Origin of the sequence: Moritella sp. 36 (assembly GCF_018219415.1) — a bacterium.
Lineage (GTDB): Bacteria > Pseudomonadota > Gammaproteobacteria > Enterobacterales > Moritellaceae > Moritella.
Window position 1 is genome coordinate 687190 of sequence record NZ_CP056120.1, and the last position, 17196, is coordinate 704385.

The 17196-nt window shown below is 36.0% G+C and carries 16 protein-coding genes and 1 pseudogene; all 17 read left to right on the forward strand.

Features of this window, described 5'->3' with window-relative positions; genetic code table 11:
• The first annotated feature begins 154 nt into the window (after positions 1-154).
• The 17 genes and pseudogenes from HWV03_RS03170 (at position 155) to galE (ending at position 17086) form a co-directional block, all read left to right on the forward strand.
• Positions 155-970, forward strand: coding sequence for a glycosyltransferase family 4 protein (locus tag HWV03_RS03170; protein ID WP_255547170.1), 816 nt, complete (start codon positions 155-157; stop codon positions 968-970).
• Positions 971-1271: 301 nt separating this feature from the next.
• On the forward strand, positions 1272-2198 hold the full coding sequence (locus HWV03_RS22710) for an EpsG family protein (protein ID WP_446724894.1): 927 nt from the start codon (positions 1272-1274) through the stop codon (positions 2196-2198).
• Positions 2199-2228: 30 nt separating this feature from the next.
• Positions 2229-3203 (forward strand): glycosyltransferase family 2 protein, encoded by a 975-nt coding sequence (locus tag HWV03_RS03180; RefSeq protein WP_211678424.1) that lies wholly within the window; start codon positions 2229-2231, stop codon positions 3201-3203.
• On the forward strand, positions 3200-3970 hold the full coding sequence (locus tag HWV03_RS03185; RefSeq protein ID WP_211678425.1) for a glycosyltransferase: 771 nt from the start codon (positions 3200-3202) through the stop codon (positions 3968-3970). Before HWV03_RS03180 ends, HWV03_RS03185 begins: the two co-directional genes overlap by 4 nt.
• 189 nt (positions 3971-4159) lie before the next feature.
• On the forward strand, positions 4160-4900 hold the full coding sequence (locus HWV03_RS03190; protein ID WP_211678426.1) for a glycosyltransferase family 2 protein: 741 nt from the start codon (positions 4160-4162) through the stop codon (positions 4898-4900).
• Positions 4901-4922: 22 nt separating this feature from the next.
• The gene (locus tag HWV03_RS03195; RefSeq protein WP_211678427.1) at positions 4923-6089 is read left to right on the forward strand and encodes a nucleotide sugar dehydrogenase; all 1167 of its coding nucleotides are present in this window, start codon (positions 4923-4925) and stop codon (positions 6087-6089) included.
• A gap of 56 nt (positions 6090-6145) precedes the next feature.
• Entirely contained in the window at positions 6146-7054 is a 909-nt protein-coding gene (locus tag HWV03_RS03200; RefSeq protein WP_255547040.1) for an exopolysaccharide biosynthesis polyprenyl glycosylphosphotransferase, read from the forward strand.
• A 2-nt stretch (positions 7055-7056) separates the two neighbouring features.
• Entirely contained in the window at positions 7057-7965 is a 909-nt protein-coding gene (galU, locus tag HWV03_RS03205) for a UTP--glucose-1-phosphate uridylyltransferase GalU (protein ID WP_211678428.1), read from the forward strand.
• A 132-nt stretch (positions 7966-8097) separates the two neighbouring features.
• Positions 8098-8274: pseudogene (locus HWV03_RS03210) on the forward strand (NAD-dependent epimerase/dehydratase family protein); the annotation flags it as partial.
• Positions 8275-8672: 398 nt separating this feature from the next.
• Positions 8673-10388, forward strand: a complete 1716-nt coding sequence (locus tag HWV03_RS03215; protein WP_211678429.1) for an SLC13 family permease — start codon at positions 8673-8675, stop codon at positions 10386-10388.
• A gap of 123 nt (positions 10389-10511) precedes the next feature.
• Complete coding sequence (gene cysD, locus HWV03_RS03220) at positions 10512-11426, forward strand: sulfate adenylyltransferase subunit CysD (protein WP_211678430.1); 915 nt, start codon at positions 10512-10514, stop codon at positions 11424-11426.
• 48 nt (positions 11427-11474) lie between these two features.
• Positions 11475-12104 (forward strand): adenylyl-sulfate kinase, encoded by a 630-nt coding sequence (cysC, locus tag HWV03_RS03225; protein WP_211678431.1) that lies wholly within the window; start codon positions 11475-11477, stop codon positions 12102-12104.
• Between the two features lie 12 nt (positions 12105-12116).
• Positions 12117-13541, forward strand: a complete 1425-nt coding sequence (gene cysN / locus HWV03_RS03230; protein WP_211678432.1) for a sulfate adenylyltransferase subunit CysN — start codon at positions 12117-12119, stop codon at positions 13539-13541.
• 113 nt (positions 13542-13654) lie between these two features.
• Positions 13655-14617 carry a DHH family phosphoesterase gene (locus HWV03_RS03235; RefSeq protein ID WP_211678433.1) on the forward strand — a complete coding sequence of 321 codons (963 nt, stop codon included), beginning with the start codon at positions 13655-13657 and terminating at the stop codon, positions 14615-14617.
• 34 nt (positions 14618-14651) lie between these two features.
• Complete coding sequence (locus HWV03_RS03240) at positions 14652-15050, forward strand: hypothetical protein (protein ID WP_211678434.1); 399 nt, start codon at positions 14652-14654, stop codon at positions 15048-15050.
• Positions 15047-15940 carry a UTP--glucose-1-phosphate uridylyltransferase GalU gene (gene galU, locus HWV03_RS03245; protein WP_211678435.1) on the forward strand — a complete coding sequence of 298 codons (894 nt, stop codon included), beginning with the start codon at positions 15047-15049 and terminating at the stop codon, positions 15938-15940. The genes HWV03_RS03240 and galU (HWV03_RS03245) overlap by 4 nt, the downstream gene beginning before the upstream one ends.
• A 132-nt stretch (positions 15941-16072) precedes the next feature.
• A complete protein-coding gene (gene galE, locus HWV03_RS03250) occupies positions 16073-17086 on the forward strand; it encodes a UDP-glucose 4-epimerase GalE (RefSeq protein WP_211678436.1) in 1014 nt (337 codons plus the stop codon).
• Positions 17087-17196 lie beyond the last annotated feature (110 nt).

Below are 17196 nucleotides of genomic sequence, written 5' to 3' on the forward strand. Positions count from 1 at the left end.
TATTAGTAGGAATGGCCCTTCTAATGTAGATGTTGAACTGTTATCAAGTTTTGACAAGCGTGTCTATTTTCATCAATCGAATAAGTATACCTTTTCTGTCAAAGGTCTGTGTTCATTCATGAAGTCGTCCACTGTTCATATTTCTTCAGTATCTATGATAGGCTGTTTATTCTTAATATTAGGTAAAATATTCAGGAAAAAAATAACCTTCACGATGCATGGTACTTTGACTATAGAAAAAAGATTTCGTAATATTGCAAAATATCGACTATTTTTTGAATATTTATTAGTTAATTATAGTCATAAGGTTGTGACCGTTTCAAATCGACTCGGGAAGAGTGTTGCTAAACTTTATAAAATTGAGCCAGATAGAATAAAGGCAATCCCGAATGGAGTTCTACCCCCATTAAAAACAGATATAAAACAAAATTTTAAATCTAACGATATTATCTGCATTGGTGGGGGGAGACCTGAAAAAAGAATCCTTAGTGTATGCAATGCCGTCAATAAAATAATTAAAGATGAGAATATAAAACTAAACATTAAAGTCTTTGGAGAGGATGGTAAAGATACGGAATTAATAAAGAAGTTTGACTTCGTAGAGTATTGCGGGTTTGTTTCACATGAACAGCTATTATCTGAGCTAGATGATTCTTTAATATTTATACAATTTAGTCTGTATGAACCCTTTTGCCTTTCACTATTCGATGCAATCAACTCTAAATGCAAAATTATTCTTTCTTCGGAAATTGGAGCTATAGATTACTTAACTTTGAATGACTCAAATTCTATTTCAATTGTTCGAGAACCTGATGATTTAGCCCATGAAATATACAGTCAGATCAATTCAGATTCTCCAAGCTATAGTTCTTATGATAAGATGGGCTGGTCCTTAGTATCCGAAAAATATATACTATTGTGGGAAAGTCTTCAGAGCGATAGTTCATCTGATGAACATTCTGATAGTTGAAAGTAATAATATATAATTACTTTTTAAATATAATAAATAGCGCTGAAATAAAGTCATCCTGTTTTGTATATGTCGTTTGACCTTATCATATTTTAATTCACTAGCCGTGTATGGAATTATGACATGCTACAAACTCAACACTTCCATTTTTAGTCTTTTTACATCTGACTGAGTTACAATGTATATTTTTATTCTATTATATTCAATTATATTTCTATTCTGTATTGAAAGGTATAAGAATAGCTATAAGATAAGTTTCATACCTATTATTTTACTTTTTATTATATCATCTTTACAGTATATGGTTGGTTCAGATTATATGAGTTATATTCACATATATGAAACCGGTGATAAAATAGATAAGTTTTTTTCAGATTACGAATTCATATTTGTATTTATGGTTTTGTTTTTGAAATCATTTGATGCAAACGCTCAATTTATATTTGTTGGTATTTCTTTTTTGAATATGCTTCTCCTTTATTTTTTCATGAGGAAATGTTCAAAGATAGGTATGCGAGTTTGGCTCATTTTTTTGTTGTTCTATGTTGTCACTGGTATTTATCATAACCAGATGAATGGGCTCAGACAATATCTTGCAATATTTTCTATGCCACTAATTGTATTCTATTTAATGGAACATAAAAAAGTCAAATCGATTTTTTTCATTCTATATGGTGCTTTTTCACATCAATCATTTTTACTTTTTTTACCATACTTACTCATTTGTAAGTTTAAAATGTTATATAAATATAGTTTTATTATATTTGTTATAACTTTCTTTTTTTATAAGTATATAATTCCAATCTCCATTACTGAAGTACTATCTTATTCTGCGGTGTATACATCATACTTGGAACGTTCAGAAGAGACATCTCTACTTTCATTGTTGACAAAAATTTATTACCTACCATTGATTATGTACTTTTACTATCTTTACACATTTAAAAAAAGAATTAAAATTAATAATGACATACAGAAATCTTTTATATTAATTTTTAGTTCTACGTATTGGATGTTTTTAATGGCAGAAGAAATAAATATATTAGGACGAATGAGTCAATATTCAAATTATTTTTTCATATTTCCTATATACTTCCTCCTTAATTATCTTATTTCAATAAAACGAAATATAGAGGTTTTTTTTATTTTACTATATCTAATTTTACCATATCTATTAAAGGTAACAGTATTTGCAAAAAGTGAATATTTGTATAATTGGATTTTATAGTATGGTTTATTAATTAGAATAGGTGTTTCTATGAAGGTTAGTGTTATTGTACCCATTTTTAATGTACGTAAGTATCTGGATGATTTCTTACGGTCTTTGACTATGCAGGAGTTCCTTGATGTTGAATTCATATTAATTGACGATGCCTCTACGGATAACTGTGATGAAATTATTTCAAAATATGATGATGAAAGAATTGTATATATAAAAAAGGAGGTTAATGAAGGTTTATATAAAGCAAGGCAAGATGGTTTTGATATATCAAAAGGAACCTACGTAATAAATTTAGATCCGGATGATTTAATTTCAAATTCATTTATTTCAAATCTTTATGATGCAGCAAGAAGAGACAATTTAGATATTGTTGTTTGCAATGTTAGTTTGATTGATGAAGATGGTAAGGAACTAAAGTCGGTTAAATCTAAGCGCGAACCTAAAAGTTTCCATTTTAATGAGGATAGATACCACTCACTTTTGAGTATTCCTTATGCAACCTGGTGTCGTTTAATAAAGAAAGAATTAATAATTAAGCAAAGCTATACTTATAATCAAGGTGAATTATTTCTAACTAATTTCCATTTTTTAAAAAATGTAAGATCTGGGTTTTGCTCTACTAGTGAATACTATTATAGAATTAGGGATAACTCTCTATCGTCTCATGTGAACTCAGTAAAAAGACTTCACGATAGTATATCAATGGACAAATTGGACTTGTTTTATAAAGAACTTTCTAATTTAGATGTAGATCATAAGCTAATCCAATATTATTCATTATTCAATTATATATCTAATATAAAACTTATTTACACATCGTCATTGTACAAATATGATTATAAAAAATATATAGCTCTTGATAAACACCTTAGGCAATTAACTTCTTTTAATAAGTGGTCTTCTTTAAAAGCAATTAATTATATGAGTTTTGAATTAAAACTATTTACCATGTTAAATTTTTTTGGTCTCATACCTTCGGTCATATTTTTGAAAGGTTTTTTTAAACGATGATTTTATGCTTAGCTGTCTCAACGATATTGACAAATTTAGATAACGCGATAAACGTTTTACGATTTGTGAAATGTGATAATTTCAATGAAATAGAGAGAATTGTAATCTGCCAAAATGATGTTGGTTATGATTATACAGAGATTGTAGATGGCGTAACGATCCACTACGTAAATAGCTTCGGATTAAGCCTTAGCCGAAATAAAGCAATCTCCTTATGTAAAGCAGAATATATATGGTTCTTAGATGATGATGTAATATTGTGTGATAGTTTTATCGCGGACTTTATCTCATCTAAATCAAAAAATCATGATTTGTATTTAGGTAAGATACAATGTAGCGATATGGATAGGTCTTACAAGCCGTATAAGAAAGAAAGACTAACAAGACTATCGATGCTTAAAGTTAGCTCCATAGAAATAATAGTTAAAAAAAGTTTTGTTAAAGATAACAACATACTTTTTGATTTAAATATGGGATTGGGCGCGAAATACCCCTCTGGAGAAGAGAACATTTTTCTTCTTGATTGTTTTGACCATAATGCGAATATATTCGATTCGAATAAAATTAGCATCTTTCATCCGTGTGATGAAGATAAACGAATTCCTATCAATTTATGGCGTAAGCCTGGTTATCCTGAATCGAAAAGTATCATAGCTTCGCGTTTGGGTTTTTTCTGGGGCTGGCTGTTTAAATTCAGAATTATCGTTAAAACATATTTGTCTGGAGTTCCATTATCACTATCTTTAAAAATTTTAAAAAAAATGTGACTTGAATTTATTCTATTATTCGCTGGATATGGTTTAAATTGTGATTTGTTGTGTATAAAAATAGTTATAACTATGTAATCGTATACAATCTAAGTTATATAAATGACTATAGATAATTATAAACGTAATTAACTTTGTTAGTTTCAGTTATCATCAGACTATTTAACTTTAAAGTAAGATGTCCACTTTATGAAAGTATCAATAATAACCCCTTTTTATAACTCAAAAGAAAATGTTTTATCAACAATAAAATCAGTTCAAAGGCAAACATATACAAATTATGAACATATTATTATTGATGATTGCTCTCCAGACTTTGATTTCACCTTCCTTGAACACTTGATTTTAGATGACCCGAGAATTAAATTAATTAAACGAACTTGGAATGCAGGTCCGGCTGTAACCCGTAATCGTGGCATTAGTGAGGCAAGAGGAAAATATATAGCATTTTTAGATGCCGATGACTTATGGCTTGAAGATAAATTAGAAAAACAGATTGAATTTATGGAATCAGAGGATTTGTCACTATCGTATTCAGCTTATGATGTGATTGACATTGACGGTAAATCTATTGGATTTCGAGATGTACCTTCTTCTGTTAGTTATAATGATTTGTTGAAAAGTAATAAAATCGGTTGTCTTACTGCTATTTATAACAAAGAAAAGCTTGGTAAAGTTTATATGCCAAATATCGGGAAACGTCAAGATTTAGGCTTATGGCTTAAAATTTTACGTAATGGAACCGTTGCGAAAGGGTTAAATATTTCGTTGGCTCAATATCGTGTTGGTGGACTGTCGCTTTCGTCAAATAAACTTGGTGTGTTAAAATATCAATGGAGACTTTATCGAGAAGTTGAAAAATTAGACTTTTTCTCTTCAACGTATTATTTCATTCATTATGCTATTAATGGCATAATGAGAAAAGATTAATTAATGAAAAATTGGATTTTAAATGAAAATAGCTATCGCAGGTACAGGCTATGTAGGCTTGTCTAACGCAATGTTGCTTGCTCAGCATAATGAAGTCACAGCTGTAGATATTATCGCTGATAAAATAAATATGTTAAATGAAAAAATATCACCAATATCAGATGTTGAAATTGAAGATTTTTTATTAAATAAATCGATAGATTTTACTGCAACCTTGGATAAGAATATTGCTTATTCTGATGCTGATTTTGTTATTATAGCCACTCCAACTGATTACGATGTTGAACATGACTATTTTGACACATCATCGGTTGAAGCTGTAATTAAAGATGTCATGTCTATAAATGAAAACGCAGTAATGGTTATAAAATCAACAGTACCTGTTGGATATACACAACGAATAAAATCAGAACTTTCATGTGATAATTTGATCTTTTCTCCTGAGTTTTTACGTGAGGGTCGTGCCTTATATGATAATTTACACCCATCTCGCATTATTGTGGGTGAGCGTACTGAAAGAGCTGAGGTATTTGCTAAATTGCTTGTTCAGGGAGCTGTAAAAAAAGACATAGATGTCTTATTCACTGATTCAACTGAAGCTGAAGCTGTTAAATTGTTTTCTAATACTTACCTCGCAATGCGAGTTGCTTATTTTAATGAATTAGATTCATTCGCTGAATCACATAATTTGAATACTAAGCAAATTATTGAAGGTGTAAGTTTAGATCCTAGAATTGGTTCTCATTATAACAATCCTTCATTTGGTTATGGTGGTTATTGTTTACCAAAAGATACTAAGCAATTACGCGCTAATTATGCTGATGTACCGAATAGTATTATTGGCGCAATTGTTGATGCAAATACAATTCGTAAGGATTTTATAGCTGATTCGATTTTAAAACGTAACCCTGCATGTGTTGGAATTTACCGTCTTATTATGAAGTCTGGATCTGATAATTTTAGAGCATCAAGTATTCAAGGTATAATGAAACGTTTAAAAGCTAAAGGCGTAGAAGTTGTCATTTATGAACCCGTGCTTGATGATAATGAATTTTTTCATTCTAAAGTAATTAAAGATTTACATGAATTCAAAACTGTCTCAGATGTGATCGTATCTAACCGTATGTCTTCTGAATTAGAGGATATTATAAATAAGGTTTATACGCGTGATTTGTTTGGTAGTGATTAGTTTTTTTAATTTATATACCTATGAACTAAAATTAATTTAGTAAGGATATTTGTATTGTGAATGCTTCAGATAAAAATACCATCTATATTTACTGTCCTGAAGGTGAAATCGAAATTGTACAGAGTCTATGTGAAAAACATTCATTTAAAGTAATTATTAATGACTATAGTATAAAAAATTATAAAAAAAAGATCGTGTGTCATTATAAATCATCAGATTTATCTGAAAATGATCAGTTTTATCTTGTTCAAGCTATAAAATATGGTGCCAGTGTCGAGCCTTTAGTTAGCTATCTTGATAGTATTCTAAAATATACTGAAGTTGAATTATTACACTCTGGTTATTTTCTACATCAAAAATCATTTTCGATTTTATCTAAAAGATCAAAACAAATGAATAAACGTATTTTAGATATCATTTGTGCTGTTATCTTATTTATGATTACTTGGCCGATTGCTTTAATCGCAGCTATAGCGATTAAACTTGAAAGTCCTGGAACTGTATTTTATAAACAGAAGAGAACTGGTCAGTTTAACAAAGAGTTTTTTGTTTATAAATTTCGTTCTATGCGTAATGATGCAGAAAAAAACGGTGCGCAGTGGGCATCTAAAAATGATGCGCGAGTAACAAGAGTGGGTAAGTTTATTCGTAAAACACGTATTGATGAATTACCACAAATTATTAATATATTTAAAAGTGAAATGTCAATCGTAGGCCCAAGGCCTGAACGTGAAGTGTTTATCTCTGAGTTAGAAAAAGAAATCCCGTTTTATCGTTTCAGACATGCAGTTAAACCAGGTGTTACAGGATTAGCCCAAGTTAGCTATCCATACGGTGCTTCAACTGAAGACGCTATCTGGAAGCATAAATATGATATCTATTATATTAAGCACCATACATTCATGAATGACATTAAAATCCTAATTAATACGGTTACGGTTGTTATCTTTGGTATGGGTCAATAAAAATGCATCAAGCGGTTAAAAATCAGGTTACTAAGGCTGTTATACCCGTTGCGGGTCTCGGCACGCGTATGCTACCAGCGACCAAAGCGATCCCAAAAGAAATGCTGCCAGTAGTAGACAAACCATTAATTCAATACATTGTGAATGAATGCGCAATGGCCGGTATTACCGAGATTGTATTAGTGACGCATGCGTCGAAAAATGCCATTGAAAACCATTTCGATACGTCATTTGAATTAGAATCAACCCTTGAGAAGCGTGTTAAACGTCAATTGCTTGAAGAAGTGCAAGCTATTTGCCCTAAAGGGGTGACTATCATGCATATTCGTCAAGGTGTTGCTAAAGGTTTAGGACACGCGGTAATGTGTGCAAAACCAATTATTGGCGATTCACCGTTCGCTGTCGTGCTGCCTGACGTATTAATGGATGAAATGTGTGCAGATCTAAAAACTGAAAACCTAGCTAGCATGATGGCTCGCTTTAACGATACTGGTTTTAGCCAAATTATGGTAGAGCCTGTGCCACAAGAAAGCGTATCTGGTTACGGTGTTGCTGATTGTGGTGGCGCTGATCTTAATGCTGGCCAATCTATCCCGATGACAGCTGTGGTTGAAAAACCAAGTATTGAAGATGCACCATCAAACCTTGCTGTGTCTGGTCGTTATGTATTACCAGCAGCAATCTGGGATATTCTCGCTAAAACACCTCTGGGTGCGGGTGACGAGATCCAATTAACCGATGCGATTGCAACGTTAATGGAAGCTGAAACGGTAGAAGCATTCCATATTAGTGGAAAATCACATGACTGTGGTTCAAAACTAGGTTATATGAAAGCGTGTATCGAATACGGTATTCGTAATGAAGAATTTGGTAGTGAACTGAAAGAATTTTTAACGACTCTTGTAAAATAAAATTTACTTTTAGTTGATAATTGAAAGGGGATAGTCGGCATTTATAATATAATGTTGCTATCCCTTTTTTATGCATTTTTGAGTAAGTTAGATATAACGTTCGCTTACTTAATATAAATACGAGGGATTTACATGACAATTTTAGTAACAGGCGGTGCGGGCTATATAGGTAGCCACACTGTGTTAGAACTACTGAACAGCAATCAAGATGTTGTTGTAATTGATAATCTCTGTAATTCAAGTGAAGAGTCATTAAGTCGTGTAAAAACGATCACGGGTAAAACCGTTAAGTTCTACTGTGGTGATATTGCGCAATGTTATGCTGCAATCGATCTTGCCGAGCGAGAATTAGGTTGGAAAGCAGTGCGTAGTATTAGTGATATGACGGCTGATACTTGGCGCTAGCAGTCAAATAATCCTGATGGTTATTAAACTCAAAAGCCGCTGGTAATAACAAATACAAACACGCTATCGCTTTAATGTGCGCACCTTTAAAGTTGGCGTTACCCACGCACTTTACGCCATATCTTCCAACGCTTAGGTTTAAATAATCCGCAGATATTATGTACGATCTGTTCGATCGCATACGCGGCCTTTGGTATCTGCCTTGTTCTTAGTTTGTTTCTTTATCTATCAATTGTTATTATCAAAAGTATGGGTGATTACCGCTAAGATCCGTACTTGGCGTGCTCGTTAAGGTATCATTAATGTTATTTGTTTTTTCTATTTTTGTTTTAACGATTGTCGGTTTAATTCGATTTCAGAGCCGGCCTGCTTATGTTTTTGGCATTACACTGTTGCTATTGTATAGTGGTTCTTTTGTTACCTCTGCGCAGTTAGTTGCCAGTGTTGCGAATGAAGGGTTGTTAACCTTAATATTGTTGATGCTGTGTTCGCTCGCGTTAGAGAAAACCCGTTTATTACGTATTGTTGCTACTTTAATCATTAAAGAGAGCTATACTGCCACCTGGCTAAGATTATTCGGCTTTACGGTCTTATCCTCGGCATTCTTAAATAATACGGCTGTCGTGTCGACTATGTTAGCCCCGATCCGGAATAACCCTCATCATGCTGCCAGCAAGTTATTGCTGCCGTTGTCTTATGCCGCTATTTTAGGCGGCACATTAACGCTAGTCGGTACTTCTACGAATCTGATCGTTAATAGCTTAGCTATTGAAGCTGGCTTACCTGCATTAGCCTTTTTCGATTTTACTCTTGTGGGTATGTGTGTGGTTCTCGCCTGTGGTTTTACATTGTTTCTACTGTGTCCTTGGTTACCCGAACACGAGGTTGAAGTCGAAGATGTAAAGCAATACTTAATTGATACTAAGGTACAGCAAGGATCGTCATTAATTGGTAAATCCATTGATCAAAATGGTTTGCGGCATTTAGAATCCTTATTCCTAGTCGAGATATTACGTGATGATCAATTATTAAGTCCGGTAGCACCAACCGAAGTGATTCGCGTGCATGACCGACTTATTTTTAGTGGTGATGTTGCAAAAGTCATGCAGCTTAATCATTTTGATGGTCTGTCACTGTTTGCACATGAAAATGGTTTACCGTTAGATAATTTAACCGAAGTCATAGTACGGCCAGAAAGCATGTTATTAAATAAAACCTTAAAAAATGCAGGTTTCCGGGCTGTATTTGATGCCGCAGTGGTGGCGATTAAGCGTGATGGAGAGCCTGTTTCAGGCAAACTCGGTGATGCAAATATCCAAGCTGGTGATAATTTGGTACTCGCGGTGGGCGATGATTTTAAACATCGCAAAAATATTAATAAGAACTTTATTATCTTAAGCGGTGTTGAGCCCGATATCATGTTGTCTGGTCATAAAGAATGGCTGGTGGTGCTGGGGTTCTTTGGTACCATCTTGTTATCTGCTATCGGATTAGTGCCGTTATTTAAAGGTTTGGTATTATTGTTCGGAGTATTACTACTCACAGGGTGTCTAAATAGCAGTGAAGTTATTCGGCGACTTCCGACTAACTTGTGGGTTATTATTTCCTCGGCATTATTACTCTCTCATGCGTTAACAAATAGTGGAATAATGCTGTACCTCGGGCACATCAACAGCTTCTTTGAGCATGGTTTATCGCCGTTGTGGGCATTGATTATCGTTTATCTATTAACCTGGTGCTTGACTGAGTTAGTCACTAATAATGCCGCCGCCGCATTATTGTTCCCTATTGCGTTTGGGTTGGCGAGCAGCTTAGACGCTAATCCCATGGCATTTGTAATGGCTGTTGCGTTTGGTGCCAGTGCCAGTTTTATTAGCCCTTATGGTTATCAAACCAACTTGATGGTATTTAATGCAGGACACTATCAGTTAAAAGATTTTATTAAGATTGGTTTACCGATTAGTTTAGTTTATGGGGTGGTAGCCATCAGTGCTATCATCGCTGTATTTGGTTTATAGTTTAATAAGTTAATAGTTTAATAGTTTAATAAGTTAATAAGTTAATAAGTTAATAGTTTTAAAATTAATAGCTTTTAAAGTTAATAGTTAAACAACAATATTGTAATGACAGGATGAAGTTATATGAGTATTTCTCCAGAGCGCCTGACGCATCTGAAACAGTTAGAGGCTGAATCTATTCACATTATGCGTGAAGTAGTGGCTGAATTTGATAATCCGGTAATGCTTTACTCTGTCGGTAAAGATTCGTCGGTGATGTTACATCTGGCGAAAAAAGCGTTTGCGCCAGGTATACCACCTTTTTCTTTAATGCATGTTGATACCACATGGAAATTTAAAGAAATGATCGAATTCCGTGATTACATGGCGAAAAAAGTAGGCATGGACCTTATCGTGCATAAGAATCCGGAAGGCGTTGCGATGGGCATTGACCCATTTGTACATGGCAGTGCGAAACATACTGATATCATGAAAACGCAAGGCTTAAAGCAAGCGTTAGATATGCATGGTTTTGATGCCGCGTTTGGTGGCGCACGTCGTGATGAAGAGAAATCGCGTGCCAAAGAACGCGTGTATTCTTTCCGTGACGAACATCATCGTTGGGATCCAAAAAATCAACGACCTGAGTTGTGGAATATTTATAACGGGAAAGTGAACAAAGGCGAGAGTATTCGTGTATTCCCATTATCAAATTGGACTGAACTGGATATCTGGCAGTACATCTACTTAGAAAGTATTGAAATCCCAGAACTGTATTTGTCTAAACTGCGCCCTGTTGTTGAACGCGACGGTATGCTGATCATGGTTGATGATGAGCGTATGAAGCTGAAAGAAGGTGAAGTCATCGAACACAAAATGGTGCGATTTCGTACGCTAGGTTGCTACCCATTAACTGGTGCTGTTGAGTCTGAAGCGACGACATTACCAGAGATTATCCAAGAAATGTTGCTAACCACTACCTCTGAACGCCAAGGCCGTGCGATTGATCACGATAGCTCTGGGTCGATGGAGAAGAAAAAACGTGAAGGCTACTTTTAATCCTATGGAAGTTAATAGCGTAGATTGTATAAAGCGAGGGATTGATGTATGAATTCTCCTTATATAAACAAAGAGAATGAATCGGTCAGTGATGATGTGGTATGGCATAATTCTACTGTGACGCATGATGATCGTATAAAACAGAAGAATCAAAAACCTGTGGTACTGTGGTTTACAGGCCTGAGTGGCTCGGGTAAGTCCACGGTCGCGAATGCAGTTGAAAGCAAATTATTGAGTTTAGGTAAACACAGCTATTTATTAGATGGTGACAATGTTCGCCATGGTTTAAATAAAGATTTAGGCTTCAGTGATACCGATCGTGTTGAAAACATCCGTCGTATTGGTGAAGTGGCTAAGCTGTTTGTTGATGCGGGTTCGATCGTACTAACGGCTTTTATTTCGCCATTTATTGCAGACCGACGACAAGTTCGGGAGTTATTGGCTGATGGCCAATTTCTAGAGGTCTTTATTGATACCCCGTTGGCGATCTGTGAGCAACGCGACCCAAAAGGGCTATATAAAAAAGCCCGTGCGGGTGAGATCAAGCATTTCACTGGTATAGACTCTGAATATCAAGCGCCAATTAATGCCGATATTCATGTTGCAACGGTAAACCAATCAATTGAAGAGTGTGCTGAACAGATTGTTAGCGCATTAATTAAAAAAGAATATATTTAAGGATATCGGATTATGTCTCATAGTTCTGAATTAATCGCAACGGATATCGAAGCGTATTTAAAAGTACATGAAAATAAAGATCTATTACGTTTTTTAACCTGTGGTAGTGTCGATGATGGCAAGTCGACCTTAATTGGCCGTTTGCTGTTTGATAGCAAGCTGATCTATGAAGATCAAATGGCGGCAATTGAAAAAGATTCTAAGAAATTCAATACGACAGATGGCGATTTTGATTTAGCCTTGTTGGTTGATGGTTTGCAATCTGAGCGTGAACAAGGCATCACGATTGATGTTGCTTACCGCTATTTCTCAACGGATAAACGTAAGTTTATTATTGGCGATACCCCAGGACATGAACAGTATACGCGTAACATGGTGACGGGTGCATCGACGTGTGATTTAGCGATTGTGATGGTAGATGCACGTCGCGGTATTCAAACGCAAACACGTCGTCACAGTTATATCTGTAGTTTGTTGGGTATTAAACACATTATTGTTGCGATCAACAAAATGGATCTAGTGGATTATAGCCAAGAGGTTTACCAGCAGATTAAAGCTGATTATCGTGAAATGGCGACTAACTTTAACATTGATGATATTCGTTTTGTGCCGATTTCAGCGCTTAATGGCGATAACGTTGTTAACCCAAGTGAAGCAATGGATTGGTACCCTGGTGCCACATTAATGAAGTTGTTGGAAACAGTGAAAATTGACCAAGATAAAGATCTTGTGCATATGCGTTTCCCTGTGCAATACGTTAATCGTCCAAACTTAGATTTCCGTGGTTTCTGTGGTACGTTAGCGTCTGGTCTGGTGCAAGTCGGCGATGAAGTTACTGCATTACCTTCAGGTAAATCATCAACAATAAAATCAATTTATACTTTTGATGGCGAGCTTGAAAGTGCCCAACCGGGTCAAGCGATCACTATCACACTTGAAGACGAGATTGATGTTTCTCGTGGCGATATGTTAGTGCATAAAGGCCTAGAACCAAGCACAACTAATAAATTTGATGCGCACATTGTATGGATGGATGAAAATCCGTTACGTACTCATAAAGACTATACGTTTAAATTTGCGACTAAGTCGTCAGCGGGTAAAGTATCAACTATCGATCATAAAGTGGATGTTAATACATTACAGCAATATGTAGAGAATAGTGACGCGCTTGCACTGAATGAAATTGCATCAGTGACGATTAACTTAGCTGAAAAAGTTGTTGTTGATAATTATCAAGCGTTGCCGCAAACGGGCGCGTTTGTGGTGATTGATCGTCATACTAACGTCACTGTTGGTGCTGGTATGGTTAATCACATCTACTCTGAAGACGCTTCTCCAGACGTGGATAATGCAGTTCGTAGTTATTCTGAAGCTGAAAAAGAGTTAAATGCGTATGTGCGTAAACACTTCCCTGAATGGGGTTGCACAAAAGTATAATTAACGCTGTTAGCTGGTAATAAAAAGGCTAAAATTTATTTAATCTTAGCCTTTTTATTTAAGTTGTAGGCATTGCTAATGCTAGGTGATATGTGCATCTAACAAGGACTGGTATGAATTATGATATTTTTAACGGTGATGCAGACGGCATCATTGCGTTAATACAATTACGCTTAAACGAGCCGAAACAAGCGAAATTGGTCAGCGGGGTTAAACGTGACAATAGCTTGCTTAAACATGTTGATATTGCGCAAGCCAAGTCAGTTGTCGCGCTTGATATTTCGATGGAAAAAAATACCGAGGCACTGAACGCAATATTAGCGAATGACATTGATGTGTTCTATTGCGATCATCATCGCACAGGTGACGTCCCCGTTTCTGAAAAACTAACGGTATTAGTGGATACGGCTCCAGAAGTATGCACGAGTTTATTGATTAATGGCTTACTTGATAACAAATACATTGAGTGGGCGATAGCTGCTGCTTATGGTGATAACTTAGTTAGTGTAGCTGATGAACTGGCATTGCAGCAAGGGATGACAACGCCGCAACGTGAATTCTTATGTGAATTAGGGACGTTAATCAACTATAACGGTTATGGAGCATCATTAGCTGATTTACACTTTAATCCTGCTGAGTTGTATCAAGCATTATTGCAATATACTAATCCATTTGACGTTGAAGCTGATAAAGACTCTGCCTTTTATATTCTGCGACGTGGATACCAAGCTGACCATCAAAATGTGGCTAAACTAGCACCATATATTAATAACGATGTTTGCGAAATATACCTGTTACCTTGCGAAGCTTGGGCAAGACGTATCAGTGGCGTGTTTGGCAATGAATTGGCGAATTTTCATCCTGATAAAGCCCATGCGGTATTAACTTTAAATACCGATGGCAGCTATATGGTGAGTGTGCGCGCACCTCTAAATAATCGCTCTGGCGCAGATGAAGTATGCGTGCAATTTGAAACTGGTGGTGGCCGTAAAGCCGCAGCAGGTATTAATCGATTACCTGAGCATGAAATCAACCAACTTGTTGACGTATTAATGCAGCAGTATAAACACTTTTGATAAAGTACTTGGATTTAATAAAATAAGTGCAGTTATGAATAACAACCTTGTAGCAAAGCAAACACAAATGCTTATTGATGTGATAAGCAAGCATTACCAGTATTATTATCAACAAAGCATAGATCTGCATGAGCAGGGGATATCGCTAAGCCTTGAATTTTATCAGTGCTTTATTGATAACTTAAGTATTGAACTTGAGCACATTAATTTTGATTTTCCTGTCACGGCTAATTTAGGTTATTGCGTAGAGCCAGAGCAGCTATCCCGCTGGACTTTGTATTGGCAGCTTGAATTTAAACAACTATGTGATGTTAGCAGCTCTTTTTCTTGTATGATTCAGTTAATGACTGCGAATAAACACACATCAAACTTCAAATTAATGTGTGATAACGGAACGTCACAGTATTCTACAAATCACGAGATGACTGAATGAAAAAAATAACTAAAGCAGTGATCCCTGTTGCGGGTCTAGGCACGCGTATGCTACCAGCTACCAAAGCGATCCCAAAAGAAATGCTGCCAGTAGTAGACAAACCATTAATTCAATACATTGTGAATGAATGCGCAATGGCCGGTATTACCGAGATTGTATTAGTGACGCATGCGTCGAAAAATGCCATTGAAAACCATTTCGATACGTCATTTGAATTAGAATCAACCCTTGAGAAGCGTGTTAAACGTCAATTGCTTGAAGAAGTGCAAGCTATTTGCCCTAAAGGGGTGACTATCATGCATATTCGTCAAGGTGTTGCTAAAGGTTTAGGACACGCGGTAATGTGTGCAAAACCAATTATTGGCGATTCACCGTTCGCTGTCGTGCTGCCTGACGTATTAATGGATGAAATGTGTGCAGATCTAAAAACTGAAAACCTAGCTAGCATGATGGCTCGCTTTAACGATACTGGTTTTAGCCAAATTATGGTAGAGCCTGTGCCACAAGAAAGCGTATCTGGTTACGGTGTTGCTGATTGTGGTGGCGCTGATCTTAATGCTGGCCAATCTATCCCGATGACAGCTGTGGTTGAAAAACCAAGTATTGAAGATGCACCATCAAACCTTGCTGTGTCTGGTCGTTATGTATTACCAGCAGCAATCTGGGATATTCTCGCTAAAACACCTCCGGGTGCGGGTGACGAGATCCAATTAACCGATGCGATTGCAACGTTAATGGAAGCTGAAACGGTAGAAGCATTCCATATTAGTGGAAAATCACATGACTGTGGTTCAAAACTAGGTTATATGAAAGCGTGTATCGAATACGGTATTCGTAATGAAGAATTTGGTAGTGAACTGAAAGAATTTTTAACGACTCTTGTAAAATAAAATTTACTTTTAGTTGATAATTGAAAGGGGGTAGTCGGCATTTATAATATAATGTTGCTATCCCTTTTTTATGCATTTTTGAGTAAGTTAGATATAACGTTCGCTTACTTAATATAAATACGAGGGATTTACATGACAATTTTAGTCACAGGCGGTGCGGGCTATATAGGTAGCCACACTGTGTTAGAACTACTGAACAGCAATCAAGATGTGGTTGTAATTGATAATCTCTGTAATTCAAGTGAAGAGTCATTAAGCCGTGTAAAAACGATCACGGGTAAAACCGTTAAGTTCTACTGTGGTGATGTACTTGATAGTGAGTTACTAAACCGTATCTTTACAACACATGATATTAACGCTGTTATCCACTTTGCGGGCTTAAAAGCGGTGGGTGAGTCAAATCAAATCCCGTTAACGTATTATCGTAATAACATTGCTGCGACAGTTAATATTTTAGAAGTGATGGGTGAACATAATGTGAAGAATTTTGTGTTTAGCTCGTCGGCAACGGTTTATGGTGATCCGGTATCGGTGCCGATTGATGAAAGCTTCCCTACATCTGCAACAAACCCTTATGGCCGTTCTAAGTTAATGGTCGAAGAGATACTTGCCGACTTGTATAAGTCTGATAACAGTTGGAATATTGCCCGCTTACGTTACTTTAACCCAGTGGGTTCACACGACAGTGGTTTGATTGGTGAAGATCCGAATGACATCCCTAACAACCTAATGCCATACATCTCACAAGTTGCTGTGGGTAAACTGAAGCAATTAAGCGTGTTTGGTGATGACTATGCAACGATTGATGGCACTGGCGTACGTGATTACATTCACGTGGTTGATTTAGCATTAGGGCATTTAAAAGCTTTAGACAAGCTAATGACCAACCCAGGTTTAGTGACGTATAACTTAGGCACAGGTCAAGGTTACAGCGTATTAGAAATGGTGAAAGCCTTTGAACAAGCTTCGGGTAAAATAGTCGCTTATCAAATATCACCACGTCGTGAAGGTGATATTGCACAATGTTATGCTGCAACCGATCTTGCCGAGCGAGAATTAGGCTGGAAAGCAGAGCGTAGTATTGTTGATATGACCGCAGATACGTGGCGCTGGCAATCAAATAACCCCGATGGCTATAAACTGTAAAGTATTATTTAAGCGCTAAAGCCGTACTTAAATAAGCGCATTGACCTATTACCTTCCTTGGAATCTATCTTTAAACTAATAGTCCTATTTATCTTTAAACTAATAGTCCT